Annotated in this window: 14 protein-coding genes and 3 tRNA genes; 11 read left to right on the plus strand and 6 right to left on the minus strand. The window is 42.6% G+C overall.

Going from position 1 to position 15384, the window contains the following annotated elements:
* Positions 1 to 13: 13 nt before the first annotated feature.
* Entirely contained in the window at positions 14 to 496 is a 483-nt protein-coding gene (locus tag BUC20_RS17780; protein WP_073232397.1) for a hypothetical protein, read from the plus strand.
* Here the strand turns inward: BUC20_RS17780 and BUC20_RS17785 are convergent.
* From BUC20_RS17785 to BUC20_RS17795, 3 genes are read right to left on the minus strand one after another with little or no spacing between them, the layout of a single operon-like run.
* Positions 462 to 1259, minus strand: a complete 798-nt coding sequence (locus tag BUC20_RS17785; RefSeq protein ID WP_073232398.1) for an MBL fold metallo-hydrolase — start codon at positions 1257 to 1259, stop codon at positions 462 to 464. The two genes, BUC20_RS17780 and BUC20_RS17785, sit on opposite strands and share 35 nt — an antisense overlap.
* Positions 1249 to 2049 carry a (Fe-S)-binding protein gene (locus tag BUC20_RS17790; RefSeq protein ID WP_073232399.1) on the minus strand — a complete coding sequence of 267 codons (801 nt, stop codon included), beginning with the start codon at positions 2047 to 2049 and terminating at the stop codon, positions 1249 to 1251. The genes BUC20_RS17785 and BUC20_RS17790 overlap by 11 nt, the downstream gene beginning before the upstream one ends.
* A gap of 31 nt (positions 2050 to 2080) precedes the next feature.
* Positions 2081 to 3376, minus strand: coding sequence for a 4Fe-4S dicluster domain-containing protein (locus tag BUC20_RS17795; RefSeq protein WP_073232400.1), 1296 nt, complete (start codon positions 3374 to 3376; stop codon positions 2081 to 2083).
* Positions 3377 to 3551: 175 nt separating this feature from the next.
* On the opposite strand from BUC20_RS17795, the gene BUC20_RS17800 reads away from it, so the two are divergent.
* From BUC20_RS17800 to BUC20_RS17845, 10 genes are all read left to right on the plus strand, one after another.
* A tRNA-Phe gene (locus BUC20_RS17800) sits at positions 3552 to 3624 on the plus strand.
* Between the two features lie 53 nt (positions 3625 to 3677).
* Positions 3678 to 3763, plus strand: a tRNA-Tyr gene (locus BUC20_RS17805).
* Between the two features lie 167 nt (positions 3764 to 3930).
* Positions 3931 to 5472, plus strand: coding sequence for a sulfatase (locus tag BUC20_RS17810; protein ID WP_200800971.1), 1542 nt, complete (start codon positions 3931 to 3933; stop codon positions 5470 to 5472).
* A 19-nt stretch (positions 5473 to 5491) separates the two neighbouring features.
* The gene (locus BUC20_RS17815; protein ID WP_073232402.1) at positions 5492 to 6070 is read left to right on the plus strand and encodes a Crp/Fnr family transcriptional regulator; all 579 of its coding nucleotides are present in this window, start codon (positions 5492 to 5494) and stop codon (positions 6068 to 6070) included.
* 115 nt (positions 6071 to 6185) lie between these two features.
* Positions 6186 to 6581: a YybH family protein gene (locus tag BUC20_RS17820; RefSeq protein WP_073232403.1), complete on the plus strand. Its 396-nt coding sequence runs from the start codon at positions 6186 to 6188 to the stop codon at positions 6579 to 6581.
* Between the two features lie 102 nt (positions 6582 to 6683).
* A tRNA-Phe gene (locus BUC20_RS17825) sits at positions 6684 to 6756 on the plus strand.
* A gap of 338 nt (positions 6757 to 7094) precedes the next feature.
* Positions 7095 to 8144 (plus strand): c-type cytochrome, encoded by a 1050-nt coding sequence (locus BUC20_RS17830; protein WP_073232723.1) that lies wholly within the window; start codon positions 7095 to 7097, stop codon positions 8142 to 8144.
* Complete coding sequence (locus BUC20_RS17835; protein WP_234994541.1) at positions 8134 to 8607, plus strand: DsrE family protein; 474 nt, start codon at positions 8134 to 8136, stop codon at positions 8605 to 8607. Before BUC20_RS17830 ends, BUC20_RS17835 begins: the two co-directional genes overlap by 11 nt.
* A 19-nt stretch (positions 8608 to 8626) precedes the next feature.
* A complete protein-coding gene (locus BUC20_RS17840) occupies positions 8627 to 9544 on the plus strand; it encodes a molybdate ABC transporter substrate-binding protein (RefSeq protein WP_073232405.1) in 918 nt (305 codons plus the stop codon).
* 57 nt (positions 9545 to 9601) lie between these two features.
* Entirely contained in the window at positions 9602 to 10513 is a 912-nt protein-coding gene (locus BUC20_RS17845) for a LysR family transcriptional regulator (protein ID WP_073232406.1), read from the plus strand.
* A gap of 77 nt (positions 10514 to 10590) precedes the next feature.
* Here BUC20_RS17845 and BUC20_RS17850 read toward each other — a convergent pair whose 3' ends face one another.
* The 3 genes from BUC20_RS17850 to BUC20_RS17860 form a co-directional block, all read right to left on the minus strand.
* Positions 10591 to 11736, minus strand: coding sequence for a PepSY-associated TM helix domain-containing protein (locus BUC20_RS17850; RefSeq protein ID WP_073232407.1), 1146 nt, complete (start codon positions 11734 to 11736; stop codon positions 10591 to 10593).
* Positions 11737 to 11797: 61 nt separating this feature from the next.
* Complete coding sequence (locus BUC20_RS17855) at positions 11798 to 13027, minus strand: hypothetical protein (protein ID WP_073232408.1); 1230 nt, start codon at positions 13025 to 13027, stop codon at positions 11798 to 11800.
* A gap of 15 nt (positions 13028 to 13042) precedes the next feature.
* The gene (locus tag BUC20_RS17860) at positions 13043 to 15382 is read right to left on the minus strand and encodes a TonB-dependent receptor (protein WP_234994542.1); all 2340 of its coding nucleotides are present in this window, start codon (positions 15380 to 15382) and stop codon (positions 13043 to 13045) included.
* Positions 15383 to 15384 lie beyond the last annotated feature (2 nt).

Genomic DNA, 15384 nt, shown 5'->3' on the forward strand with positions numbered 1-15384 from the left:
AAATAGGAACGTGATGGAAAAGTTTACATTAAACTTAAGAATATGCCTTTGCGCATTGTCATGCGTTATATTGATGGCTTTTTCTGCCGAAGTAATTCTGGATGAGGAGCTTGCTAACCTGCAAAAAAAGCTGTGTGAACATTACGATAGCAGCAGGGAGGAAAAAGAAGTGACACGCTATGAATTAAATGTTACCAACAGTGGCTTCTGCCGGTATAAGCGTTATTTTGCCAGTGGAAAGGTAGAGTATTTTTCTTTTAACCTCGTTAAATTTAAAGAATTAGCGTATACCGGAGCTGATCAGGTTGGCGACCTCTTTCTGCATACAAAAGGAGAAGATGTGATCGTTCAGACTTATAATGATAAAAAAGGCGGGGATGTCGACAGCATGGCCTGTTATATGTCTATCCCTGTGAAAAATATGGCCGCTCAGGATGTGTCGGACCTTTCCGCGCGGCTGATTAAAATGAATGCACAGCTATCGGCTCAAAAATAGTGTAAACTTCTGTTTCCACATACCTGGAGGCTACAATGATCTCCGTTCCATTGGCATGTTCCTTAAATAAGTTTTGGACCAGATCCGGGCAATTGTTGTCTTTGGAAAGGTGCGATAACAACAGGTGGCTCATAAACGAAGGTTTATGGGTTGTAAAAAGCTCCAGCGACTGCTTATTGGACAAGTGACCCATTCCTCCGCTGATGCGTTTTTTCAGAAAGTAAGGATAGGCGCTCTTTTCTAAAAGGGCGTCGTCGTAATTGGTTTCCAGAAATGCGGCATGGCATTGCTGGAAATGAGCAGTCAGCTCTTCACAAACGGCTCCAAGGTCGGTAAAGATACCCACTTTGGTTGCTCCGCAGGAAACCATAAAGCTATGAGGTTCTGCTGCATCATGCAGTTTCAGAAAGCTACTGACATTCAGGTCTCCAATCAGTATGCTCTGGTGACTGAAAAGCGTCCGGATCAGATCAGACCTCAGGTTAAACTTACAGCCTCTCAAAGTGCCAGGAGTGATGTACACCGGTAAATTATATTTAGAAGACAAAGTAGAAAGCCCCTTGATATGGTCGGTATGTTCATGAGAAATGAAAATGGCTTTTACCTTATCCATGCTCAGTCCCAGTCTGGACATTCTCTTTTCAGTTTCCCTGCAGGAGATGCCAGCGTCAATCAGCACTGCTTCCCTGTCGTTACCAACATAGTAGCAGTTGCCGTTACTTCCCGAATTCAGAGAGGCGATATAGAGGTCATTACAAGCCATTTGCCCTTGCGGTAATTTCTGCAATGTCCAATACCTGAACGTTTTTGTCCTGATCTTTCAGTTTCACACCATCGCGAAGCATGGTCATACAGAAAGGACATGAAGCCGCAATCACCTGTGGCTGGGTTTCCAATGCTTCTTCAATTCTTTCAATGTTGATGTCTTTGTTCCCTTTTTCAGGCTCTTTAAACATCTGGGCACCACCGGCACCACAGCACAATCCGTTAGACTTGCAGCGTTTCATCTCTACGAGTTGGGCATCCAGCGCTTCGAGCGCTTTACGCGGAGCTTCATAGACATCGTTTCCACGGCCTAAATAACAAGGGTCATGATAAGTGATCTTTCTGCCTTTAAAACTCTCTCCACCCTCTGCTTTCAGCTTCCCGTCATTAATCAGGTCCTGAATCAGTTGGGTATGGTGGATCACTTCATAGGTTCCGCCAAGACCAGGATATTCATTTTTGATGGTATTGAAACAATGAGGACATCCGGTAACGATCTTTTTGATGTTATATGCGTTGAGCACTTCTATATTGGTCATGGCCTGCATCTGGAACAGGAATTCATTTCCGGCACGTTTTGCGGGATCTCCGGTGCAGCTTTCTTCCGTTCCAAGAACGGCATATTTCATGCCTACATGGTGCAGGATCTTGCAGATATCACGAGTCGTTTTCTGCGCCCTTTCATCATAACTTCCGGCACAACCTACCCAAAACAGGATTTCAGGTTCTTCGCCTTTGGCTAACAGTTCTGCCATTGTTGGCACTTCAAAATTTAGTTGCTCGCTCATCTTAGCTCTAATATCAGATTTAATATTTTGATTAACTTTCTTTGGCCCAGTTCAACCGGTCTGCCGGAGAATATTTCCATGGGGCACCATTGTTTTCAATATTGCCCAGCATGGCATTGATGCTGGCCGGAGCCTGCGACTCTTCCATCACCGCATATCTTCTCAGTTCGGTAATGATGGCCAAAGGATCAATATTGATCGGACAGGCTTGTGTACAGGCATTACAACTGGTACAAGCCCATATTTCTTCTCTGCTGATATAGCTGTCGATTAATGATTTTCCGTCATCAAATCCGTTTCCGGTTTTATCAATATTTTTTCCTACTTCCTCCAGCCTGTCGCGGGTATCCATCATGATCTTACGCGGGGAAAGTAGTTTTCCCGTGATGTTTGCCGGACAAACAGAAGTACACCTTCCACACTCTGTGCAGGTATAGGCGTTCATCAGGTTTACCCAGGTCAGGTCGTTCACGTCCTTAGCCCCGAATTTGCCGGCTTCAGCCTCAGGGGGCGTAAAGGAAGGATCTAACATTGCTTTTACTTCGTTGGTTACACTTTGCATATTGCTGAATTCCCCTTTAGGCTCCAGATTGGAGAAATAGGTGTTTGGAAAAGCAAACATGATGTGGAAGTGTTTCGAGTAAGGCAGGTAGTTTAAAAAGCCGAATATTCCGACAATGTGGAACCACCAGCATCCTCTTTCTATCGCAATCAATGCGCCTTCAGTATTCGGTAAAAGGTTCATCAGGAACTGACTCACCGGGAAAGACCCTACAGTAGTATAATGTGCGGCACCCATGGCCTGTAATTTAGCATCTGCGGCATTCATGACTAAGAAAGCCGTCATCAACAGGATCTCTGTGATCAGGATATAATTGGCATCAGATTTAGGCCAGCCTTTCATCTCTACCCCACTAAACCTTTTCAGTTTGATGATGTTTCTTCTTATCAGGAAGATGGCACAACCGAGCCATACCCCCAGTGCAAGGATTTCAAAAGAAGCAATCAGAAAATTATACAAAGCGCCCATGCCGCCGAAAACACGGTGGGTACCGAAAATACCGTCGATCATGATCTCCAATACTTCAATATTGATGATCACAAAGCCTGCATAAACGATTAAATGCAGAAAGGCAGGGATAGGGCGAAAGAACATTTTCGTCTGTCCAAGCGCAACTTTGACCATGGTCATCATTCTTTTTTGCGGTTGATCGGTTCTGTTTGCCGCCTTTCCAATACGGATGTTGCGGATAACTTTCTTTAAGTTATAACTGAACAAGGCGACCCCCGCCAATGCAATTGCTATAAATAGGATTTGTAACACCATTTTTCTGAAGATCTGTTATAGTGTTGCTAAGTTAAAACAAATCCCGTAAAACAAATTACTATGCATGCATAAAATTTAAATTTAGACGGGTTTTAAATAAAATAAAAAGAATTAATTTGTTTTTTGAAAAAAGACACTACATTTGCAATCCCAAACGAGGGGACAAGATTTAAATGGTGCGGTAGCTCAGTCGGTAGAGCAAAGGACTGAAAATCCTTGTGTCGCCGGTTCGATCCCGGCCCACACCACTTCAAAAAGCTTCAGAGCAATCTGAGGCTTTCTTGTTTAGAATTATGGAAATGGGGGGATACCAGAGTGGCCAAATGGGACAGACTGTAACTCTGTTGTCGCAAGACTTCGAAGGTTCGAATCCTTCTCCCCCCACCATTAATATTCCACAGAACCCTTCTCTTTATTCTCGGATTCTTTCTCTCTCCTTCATGCATTTGTTTGTTTTCTAATGATTGAAACCTTGTTTTGAGTTCATTTGCAGCTCTTCTTATTGGCTTTTTCCATATCTTCCTTTTTTAATTACCAAATAAAGAAATCTGATTATGAAATACAGCTCAAAGGGACTTATTTTTAGTCTTTTCATCAGCTTGATTTTTACGTTTGATAGCTACGCACAGCAACAAAGGCCCAACATTATTGTTTTCCTTGTGGATGATATGGGCTGGCAGGATACTTCCGTCCCTTTCTGGACAGAAACAACACCCCTAAATAAGCGTTACCATACGCCGAATATGGAGCGCCTGGCAAAAGAAGGAATGAAATTTACGAATGCTTATGCCACTCCGGTATGTACACCGAGCAGGATCAGCATGCTTACCGGAATGAACGCAGCTCATCATAAAGTTACGAACTGGACCTCTCCCCAAAACAATGTATCCTCAGACAACGACGATGAACAGTTTTTACCGGCAAAATGGAACTATAGCGGCCTGAGTCCAAAAGCAGATGTACCCAATACCATTTATGCCACCCCTTTTCCCCAGCTCTTAAAAGATGCCGGATATTTTACCATCCATGTGGGTAAAGCACATTGGGCATCTATAGGTACTGTGGGTGCGAGTCCTTATAACCTTGGTTTCATGGTCAATATTGGCGGCCATGCTGCCGGACATCCTCAAAGTTATTTAGCACAGGACTTCTATGGCAATAAACCGGGTAAAAATACCCTTCAATCTGTGCCGGATCTGGAAGAATATTATGGAACAGAAACATTCCTGACGGAGGCACTAACCCTCGAAGCACTGAAAACACTGGAAGCTCCGATCAGGAACAAACAACCTTTTTATCTGAATATGGCGCATTATGCCATTCATTCGCCCATTCAGGCCGACGAGCGTTTTTATCAAAAGTATATTGATGCCGGATTGCCTCCTGTAGAAGCAAAGTACGCCTCTTTAATAGAAGGGATGGACAAAAGCCTTGGAGACATCATGGATTACCTGAAGGCTGAAAAAGCGGAGCAGAATACGGTTATTATCTTTATGAGTGACAATGGAGGTTTAAGTCTGGTACCACCGCGGGCTGGAATTGCACATACTCAGAACTTGCCTTTAAAGGCTGGTAAAGGTTCTGTAAACGAAGGTGGGATCCGGGAACCCATGATCGTCAAATGGCCTGGTGTTGTGAAACCTTCAGCAGTTGCCAGTCAATATGTGATCATAGAGGATTTCTTTCCAACAATACTGGAAATGGCTGGGCTGAAAAGTTATAAAACCCAGCAGGAAACAGATGGCAGAAGTTTTGTTCCTGTTTTGAAGAACGCAGGGTTTAAGGATGATCAACGTGCTTTGTACTGGCATACCCCAAATAAATGGGTGCCTCAGGACGGACCAGGGATTAATTATAAAAGCGCAATCAGACAAGGTGACTGGAAGCTCATTTATAACATGCGTGATGGCAGTACAGAGCTTTATAACCTGAAAGACGATATTGGGGAGCAAAAGAACCAGACTGATGCCCATCCGGAAAAGGTTCGGGCCCTGGCCACAAAACTGGGAATTCAACTGAAAGCCTGGGATGCACCGATGCCACTCGTTAAACAGAGTGGCAAAGCAGTGGCCATGCCCGGTCAGGCAGGGAATTGAAAAACTGAACCTATCTTTGATGCAAAATAAAATAATGATTGAACTGCTTTTGGAATGCCTCAAAGATGATTTTGAGTTCTCTTTGGAGGAGTTCTCAACGATTGAAAGACATTTTGTTTTCTATAAAAAAAGGAAAAGAGATTTTCTGCTGAAAGAAGGGGGCCAGTCTGCCGACTACTTTCTTCTGCTGGATGGTTATGCCCGTACCTTCTACCTTTCAGAAGCCGGAACGGAGGTGACCATTGAGTTGCTGGGAAAAGGAGAGTTTGCAGCTTCTATGTACAGCATCTTAAAAGGAGCACCTTCTTTTGAAAATATTCAGTGCATCACGGATTGCCTGGTTTGTAAAATTGCGGAACCTTCCTTTGAAGCTTTATCCTTAAAGGATCCAAGGTGGATCAGGTTCGGAATGAAACACCTCAAACAGGCATTGCTGAAAAAAGAAGAGCGGATTCTGAGCTTTGGGAAATTAAAAGGAAAAGCACGATACGCTAAACTGATTGCCGAAAAGCCTGATTTCATCCATCATATTCCTGTTCAGTACCTGGCTTCTTATTTGGGGATGAAACCTGAATCTTTAAGCCGGATCAGAAGCTAAGGGTTATTTTACTAACAATTGTCATTTTTTAGATCCAGAGTTATGCCTTGGTTTGCAGGAGGAAAGGCTATGTTCATTGACCTCAAGAAAAGAACACTAATAAAGGAATAACGAAATGGAAAAATTTGATAGAAAAACACCAGCTTCTGCGGTGGGATATTTTAGAGATTGCCTGAAAAATGGAGATGTGAATGCAGCTGTGAAATGCTTTGATGCTCAAGGGTTGTATATAGACCGTACAGGTAAAGAAATGAGAACCCCTGCTGACATCAGGATGGCGATGGAAAGCCTATGTCTGCTGAAGCCTTTAATCGTAGGAGCAGTGGCACATATTACCCTGGTTGATGACCTTGCCTTTTGGTTGGATAAATGGGTAATGAGCGGAAAAACTCGTGATGGTCATCTGATCGAGATGAATGGGCATACCTCCTGTATTTTAAAGAGAAATGAAGCTGGAATCTGGTTGTGGCTGATAGACAATCCTTTCGGATCGGCAATTTTGGGAAATTAACCTTATGAAATCTCTATTTTAAATTATTTTCAAAAAAGATTTTGTTTTTAGAAAAAAGACCCTACATTTGCAATCCCAAACAATGGGACAAGATTTAAAAACGGTGCGGTAGCTCAGTCGGTAGAGCAAAGGACTGAAAATCCTTGTGTCGCCGGTTCGATCCCGGCCCACACCACTTCAAAAGCTTCAGAGAAATCTGGAGCTTTCTTGTTTTACAAGCTTTTTCAACTTTTCTTTAGGTGAGTTCTCCGTTGGCCCCTGCATTTTCCCAATAGCAGGTTTGGAATACCCTCTGCACATTTTTACTGTATAACCCAATTTGCGTTTTATGCAAAATGATCCGGGATACCTTCTGGTCATCCTGCATTCCCCCAGGGACTTAGCCTGATTCCTCACGTTTCGGGATCCCCTAAAATCAGCCCTAATGATAACTTTTGGTTATTGATCATCATCTTTTCTGATAAAAATACCAGGGCTAAGGCACTTAATTTTGGTTTTTTACTAACCAGATATATGAATAGAGCTAAGGATAACTCCCAAAGAGCGATGATCCAGTTATCAAAATCATTGGTAGGTGTTTCACTGTTGTTTGTCATCTGTGCAACCTTCTGTATGATCTTTTTATTGAAAGAAAACAACGCCATTGATACGGAAACCGATGAATCAGTTAATGTAGAACATCGCACCGGTAAAAAGCCTGAGAAAGGGGAGGCAGCAAAGGCCGGTTGGGTAGCACCGGATTCCTTAACACTTCCTGCAGGCACTCCGGGAGCAGAAATCAAATATGGCCGTGAGTTAATCGTACATACGGCTGCCTACTTTGGGCCTAAAGGGAAGATCAGACGACTAACCAATGGGATGAACTGTCAGAATTGTCATAGTGAAGCCGGCACTAAAATATGGGCCCTGAATTATTCAGCGGTAGCATCCACTTACCCACAGTTTAAAGCCCGTTCAAATAAAGTCGTATCCATTGCCAGCCGTATCAATGGATGTTTCGAAAGAAGCCTTAACGGAAAGAAATTAGACACTGCAAGCCGGGAGATGGAGGCGATGATCGCCTATATGAAATGGTTGGGTAAGGATGTTAAAAAAGGGCATAAACCAGAAAAAAATGCGGTGGAAAAACTACCCTACCTGGATCGCGCGGCGAGTCCTGTAAAAGGAAGACTGGTGTACCAGAACCTGTGTAAGAGCTGTCATGGCGAAAACGGAGCTGGTCAGCTGAATGAAAAGGGGACCGAATATACTTTTCCTCCACTTTGGGGGGCAGATAGTTACAATGATGGGGCAGGACTTTACCGGCTGAGTAATTTTGCGGGCTTCGTTAAGAACAATATGCCTTTAGGCACCTCTTACGAACACCCGGCATTGAGCAATGAGGAAGCCTGGGATGTGGCGGCTTTTGTAAACAGCCAGCCACGGCCGCATAAAGACCAGTCAGCAGACTGGAAAGACCTGGCAAAAAAGCCAATTGATTTCCCCTTCGGCCCTTACAAGGATCGGTTTTCCGAAACACAGCACAAGTATGGTCCGTTTAAACCTATTGCCAATGCACAATAACAAAAAATATATGATAAAAAAAATCATTTACCTGATGACGTTCATTACATTGACCGCATTCAGCAGAACTATGGCGCAACAGCGCGAATCCTTTACGGGGGCGAAAGCTGAGCTTGAACATTACAATGCGCTCTACATCATCAATACTGCGGATGAAAAGCACATCAATAGCACGCTCAGGAATATTAAAAATGTTCTCGAGGATCCAAGACTTAAAGGTAAGCTTACGGTTGAAGTCATTGCCTTTGGTGATGGCGTAAATCTTTTCCAAAAATCAGGAAACTTCCTTGAAAAGCTAGCCGATTTGAAAAATAAGGGGGTTATTCTGGCTCAGTGCGAAAATACGATCCGCGAACGGGGCATTCCTAAAGATCAGCTGCTTCCATACATTTCTTATGTTCCAACCGGAAACGGCGAGATCGTTATACGACATTACCAGGGCTGGGCAACTGTTCACCCATAATCATTAAACACCATACCTTATGAAGCCATTCAGATATTACCTGATCCTCGCATTTACCATTATAACTATAAAATCAAGTGTCGCACAGGAGTTCCGCTTTGACCCGCCCTGGAACACACCACCTGAAAGTGAGGTTCAGTTTACTGTACCAGGAATTGACAATATCCCGGATTTGTATGGGGACATCAATGATCCTCAGCTGGTTGTTTTCTTTGCCGGAAACCAGTTTATGTGTATTGATGACCTGCTGGCTGCTTTCAAAAAATCATATCCTCAATACCAGCGTATTTTTGCCGAAACATTGCCTCCGGGCATCCTGGCTAAGCAAATTATACATGGAAGTATTGTAATTGGTAATATGAGGATTACGCTGAAGCCTGATGTGTATACCGCAGGCAAAAACAGGATCGACCAAATGCAGGAATACTTCGAACGTACACAACTGTATGCCAAAAACAAGTTAGCACTAATGGTTAGAAAAGGTAATCCTAAAGGAGTTACCAGTCTTAGAAACCTTGCTGAGCCCGGTATCCGCATCAGCATGCCCAATCCGGAATGGGAGGGAATAGGTAAACGCATTGAGGAAGCATATGTAAAAGCGGGTGGTCAAAAGCTCAAAAATGAGGTCATGACAAAGAAAGTTAAAGATAGTACCACCTTCCTTACCCAGATTCACCACCGTCAAAGCCCTATGCGGATACTTTACAATAAGAGCGACGTCGCACCGGTCTGGTATTCGGAAACCCATTATCAGAAAATGATCGGACATCCGGTCGAATTGATTGAAATACCAGCCAGCGAAAATATCGAGGCACAATACATGGCTGGTTTAATGAAGGCAGCACCACATCCTCAGGCAGCGCGTGATTTTATGGATTTTTTAGCTAGTGAAACAGCTAAACAAGTGTATCGGAAATATGGCTTTACCACCCCGTGAATATACCATAAGGGTAGAAATAGTGCTGGCTTTTGCTAACTTTAAAAAAAACAACAAATGTTTGATTTCAGACTCAAAGTATTTTATGCAGTTGCCAAAAGACTCAATTTCACCAAGGCTGCGGGGGAGCTTTACATTAGCCAGCCTGCAGTAACCAAGCACATTAAAGGTCTGGAAGAAAGTTATCAGACCGCACTTTTTGAACGGAGTGGGAACAGCAAGATCAAACTCACACCGGCAGGCGAAGTTTTACTCAGCTACACTGGAAAGTTACTGACCATTCATCGTGAACTGGAATTTGAAATGAGTCTGGGCAAAAGCAAACACACAGGGGCCTTACGTATTGGAGCAAGTACAACTATTGCTCAATATTTGCTTCCGGCCATGCTTGCAGATTTCCGTCAGAAGTTCAAAGGTGTACGTGTCAGTATGATCAGTGGCAACACGGAGGAGATTGAGCAGATCTTGATCAACAAAGAGATTGAAATCGGGTTTATTGAGGGGATTTCGAAAAATCCTATGATCAATTATATGCCATACCTGCAAGATCAGATTGTTCTGGTTTGTCCGGATCATTTCAGCAAATTTAAAAAGGAAAGGATCAATATGGAGGAACTGCGCAATTGCCCTTTGCTAATGCGGGAACCAGGTTCAGGAACGCTCGAGGTAATTGCACATCACCTGAAACCTTTTGGGATCAAACTTAATGATCTGAATATTGAAATGCAGCTTGGAAGTACTGAAGGTATCAAAAGTTATTTAGCTAAAAGTGACTGCCTGGCTTTCATTTCGGTACATGCCATTGTTAGAGAATTAAAAAACAGAGAATTGCGTATCGTCGACATTGAGGGCTTTAATATTGAACGGCCCTTGCAGATTGTCCATCCTTATGGGCAGCCTTCAAATCTTGCAGAGTTATTGATTCGCTTCGCCGGTAAACAGCATAACTTACTCAAGGAATCATGCTGAAATAGACCTTTTAAGGATCTTAAAGCTTAAACAAACACCTTGCCTTCAGGAAAGGCAAGGTGGAATATCTTTGTCTTTTATACAGTAGCCAGGGCTTCTTTAGGCCTGGCTTTATTTTTACTCTTGCTTTTTTTTCTTTTACCCCACCAGATATAAAATCCGGTAATAGGTAAACTTGCACAGATCAAACTGGCTAAAAAGTATAGAATTTTGGTGGTCAGTCCGCCGATAGCACCTACGTGTATCGCATAATTGAGCTTACGCACCTGATCAGGAAATTTCATGTCTCCCAGCCTTTTTGTTGAATTTGGCAGCAGCTCCAGAGTTAGCGGGTCAAAGTTAAGGTCCCTCCAGAAGCCCATGGTCATGTCGGTACAGGCATAGATGGCTTCATCCGGCTTTTCTGCAAAATGTATAATCACCTGGTCTTTGTTGTACATGGCGATTTCATTGACCACTTTATGATAGATCAAGTCTGCATTTTGTAAGGAAGTATTCACCGAAGGGCCGGAAACTTCTACTTTCTGTCTTCTTGGTCTTGAACCATTTTCACCGCCTGTTAACCAATAAACACCTTTTCCGAACCAGGAGAAACTCATCACCAGGCCGGTAACTGCCATTAGTACGGCAAGTAACAGCGAATAGAAACCCAATACATTGTGCAGGTCATAATTTACCCGCTTAAAGCGTGCTTTCCATTTGATCTTAAAGCTTTGATCACGGGTGGATTTGGTCCATTTTTTTGGCCACCATAAAATCATCCCACTGATCAGTAATAAAAAGAAGACGAAAGTAGACCAGCCTACAATTTGTCTGCCCAGTTTGCCCTCAATCCAGAGGTGCCGGTGCCCCTCATCCATGAAATGAAAGAAATCTTCATGATCCACCATAGCAATAACTTCGGCAGTATATGGGTTTACGTAGACCATTGAATCTGATTCATGGACAGTGAAATGTGCAGTCCGGTTTTCTCCATGGTACCACACGGATTCTACATGTTTTCCTGGTAGTGCCTGTTCAACTGCACGATGTAATACAGAAGGTGCTAATATTTTAGCATCCTTTGGCCGTTCGGCATGAAGCCATGGATAAGCAAGGCTTTTGATTTCCTGTTCAAACACCAGGACGCATCCGGTGATACTGAGAATAACGACTACAATTCCTGAAGCTAATCCCAGCCAAAGGTGTAACCATGCGTTTATTGCGGATAGTTTGGATTTCATCTTTTAAAATAAACGGCAGAGCAACATCAAGGGTTGCTCTGCCGTGATTTATTGGTGGTTATTATCTTAACTTATAAAGCACTGGCGTGTCTCCATCACCACCTTCAACTTTTGCTCCTCTTGTTAGTTTATCGGTACTTGAATCATATTCCCAGATGTAAATAGCATCTGCCTTAGCATCGTTTACAGCGATATAGGCTTTTCCATTTTTAACGATCGCTGAACGGGAATTCAACAAGCCCGGAAAGTCAAGTTTTTTTACAATTTGTTGCGTATTTACATCAACCACAATGTATTCCCACATTGGTTTATACCACCAGTCATTTTTCTCTTTAACTACATTTTTGGCATCACGGGCATTGATCAATAAGGCCTTTCCGTTTCCAAGGTACTCGACACCAAGCTGATTGTCACCCTGGCTAAGGGCACTGACGTTGAAAAAGTATCCTGGATCTAAAATGGTAGAGCCATCTTTAACGCGGTAAAATCCGGTAGGCATATTGGGTTTGTTTCCGCCTAGCATTGGCATAGGATGAGTCAGTATATAGGTATTCCCCTGATCGCTGAATTTGTGGAAATATCCGTTACGTAAAGCACCTGGAGGAGCTGAACGGGTGTCCTTTCCAGTGATCTTAAAATTATTCAGAGATGGATAGTCAACGGATGCAGTGTAGGCTGTATCGTAAGTAAGTTTGGTAACTTCGTTTCTTACCATAAAGGTAAGGAAGATCTTCGAACCTTGTGGAGTAATGGAGTTTATAGATAAAGTATGATCCTTTGGTAATTCTTTTCCAGTATTAAATACGCCGCTTTTTTCGAGGGTCATGTTATCCACATTTATAACTGCATATTCGCTATTGCCACGTCCACCGATCATCAGGGTTTTGTCGTCTGTCCAGGTATGCCATCCAAGGTATAAATAAGACATTGCCGTAAATGGAATTTCTTTAACAGTCTCTAAAACTCCTTTTTCAAAGCTGTACTTGCCGAATTTTCCACTGTTTGGCTCAACGTTATAGAAATATTTTCCTTTCTGGATGATGTTCTCACCCCAGGTAAAAATACTGGTTACATCAGTTCCTTTCCCTACAGGTGTAATTACACCCGACATTAAATCATTAATTGGCAGCAGGTATGAACCTTTAGAAGTACTATAATGTAAGGCAAATTCAGGGTTGCCTGCCGAAGGACCATTGTCTCCTCCATTAGATTTACTACAAGCGGTAATTGATGCAGCGGTGAACAATGCAGCTGCAAAGAGCAGGCTGCGGTTTTTGGTTTTAGTAAACATATTTATATTGATTTATTAAAATGAATGGATATTATACCTCAGTTTTATAAAGAATGCCCTTCCTGGTTTCTGTTGTTTGAACACATCGTAGGCAATTTGGTCGGTCAGGTTACGCGCCTCTCCGGTAATATTGTAGCGGCCGTTCTTTAGGGAATAGGTGAGCGCGATGTTTTGTATCCATTGAGCCGGGATATAATCTTTAGTTGTTTTATCCCCTAATTTGGACCAGCTTAGAGAATAATCGTTGACAAACTGCATGTACCAGTTAAACTGAAGACGGTTGCCTTTTACCCCAAATACATTGTTTTTTCCCAGACTTACATCTGTGTTCCCATATAACCAGGGTTCGTTCGGAGTACGGCTGCCATAACTTATTTTTTCCCTGATTGTTCCTTTTTCAAGCTTTTCACGGTCAACAGCATCATAATAACTCATGTTTACCAATGCTGATAATAAATCGCCATAAGTGTATTTCAGTTCAAAATCAGCTCCTTTTATTTTTATCCCACCCTCATTCTGTGATTCGGAATAAGCTCCTCCATCAATATTGGTATATGGCCTTGAAATGATGTAATTTTTGGCATTTCTGTAAAACACGGATCCGTCAGCACTAAAACGGTGTTTTCCTATTGTTTTACCAAAGAAAAAACCCAGGTTGTAATTGTCACTGTTTTCTGGCTTAAGGTCATGGTTACCGGAAACATCCAGACCATTTCCATACAATTCAACAAGACCTGGAAGTCTGTAAGCATGTTCATAAGATGCTTTGATCCCTAATTCTTCTGTTATTTTGTAAGTAGAGGCCAGTCCGTATCCATAATATGCTGCTGTTTCAGTGGGCTTATTTGCGTCTGGCCGGCCGCTAAATCCAAAGTATTTACCGAAAAATGAATTGGTCAGTTTGTTGTTAAAGAAGTTCTGCTGATAATTTAAACCTACAACCGTTTTGCTTACACGATTGGTTTTGTTGTAAGTCTTATTGTAGGGGTCAATCTCATTATAGCCTTCGCGGGTAGTGCTGTTTAGGTTATAGTTCAGATTGAAGAGGTGCTGATCAGAAAGCTGATAATTCAGGTTTAACTGAACAAGGGCATTGTTACTATTGTAGTGCAGGATCGATTTATCGCCCATCTCGCCCTTTGTAGGGAAATACTCTTTTGGTTTTCCATTCCATTGATAAGATGAATAGGAGCTGGTATCTGTTCGGACCTCTTTGCTAATTGACATATTTGCAAAAACTGTGGCCGACAAGCCGTCAACAAAAATTCTGTTTTTGCGGTAACGAAAACTCGGAATAACACTATGACTGTTGGCATCAACATTCCCATATACTTTTTCCTGAGTCGCACCGGTTTGGCGCTCATTTTTTACATTATTATAAGTTAAGCCCAATACCGCTATATCAGCCCATTTTTTATCAGCAAGGCCTAATTCAACTTGCCCCATATAAGACTGGTAGTCGTTATGGAATCTCTTAGCCGAGGACAGGGTCTCAAAATCTGTTCCGTCGGGAGTGGGTATTTTCAAATATACATTGGCCTTCGGATAAGTTCTCATTTTATAACTGTTGTCTGAATAGTTATAAAAGGAGTTTACATTCACCTTCAATCCGCTTTTTGGATAAGTATAGCTTCCGCTAACAGCGGTACGATGGGTGTTAAAGGAACCGTAACTATAACTTACATCCAGGGATTTTCCACGGTCACGATTCGTGACGATGTTCACTGCCCCACCCAGTGCATCCGAACCAAGATAAGGAGGGACCACGCCTTTATAAACTTCTATGCGTTCTGCAATGTTGATCGGAATGTTATTAAACGACATTCCGCTTCCATAAGATTCCAGAGGAATTCCATCAATAAAGAATTTGACATGGTTACCTGAAAGCCCATTGATGGAAAAGGTGTAGTCCGAACCCAGTCCACCTTGTTCGCGGATTTTAACCCCGGTACTTCGGCTCAATACCTGATTGATATCGGAATTTGTATTGGCATATTGTTTCGTCTCGATCACATTGACCGCATATCCGGATTCTTTAATCTTTGTGGCTTTAGTCTTCCCGCTGATCGCCACGTCTTTTAGCTCGTTCTGGCTTCCTTTCAGTGAAAAACTTAAGGAAAGTGCTTCAGATTCTTTAAGTACAATCTTCTGCTCTACCTTTTTAAAACCTACAACACTAATCTGGATGGTATAAGATCCGGAAGGTAAATCAAGAAACTGGTAATTGCCTTGCTGGTCTGTGGCGACCGTCTTGTTACCAGGAAGAAGCCTGATGGTCGCGAATGAGATGCGCTGTTGCTGCTCGTCGGATACCTGTCCTTTGATGCTGCTTTTGTTTAGTTTCTGTCCTTGCACAC

The sequence above is a fragment of the Pedobacter caeni genome (genome assembly GCF_900129215.1).
Lineage (GTDB): Bacteria > Bacteroidota > Bacteroidia > Sphingobacteriales > Sphingobacteriaceae > Pedobacter > Pedobacter caeni.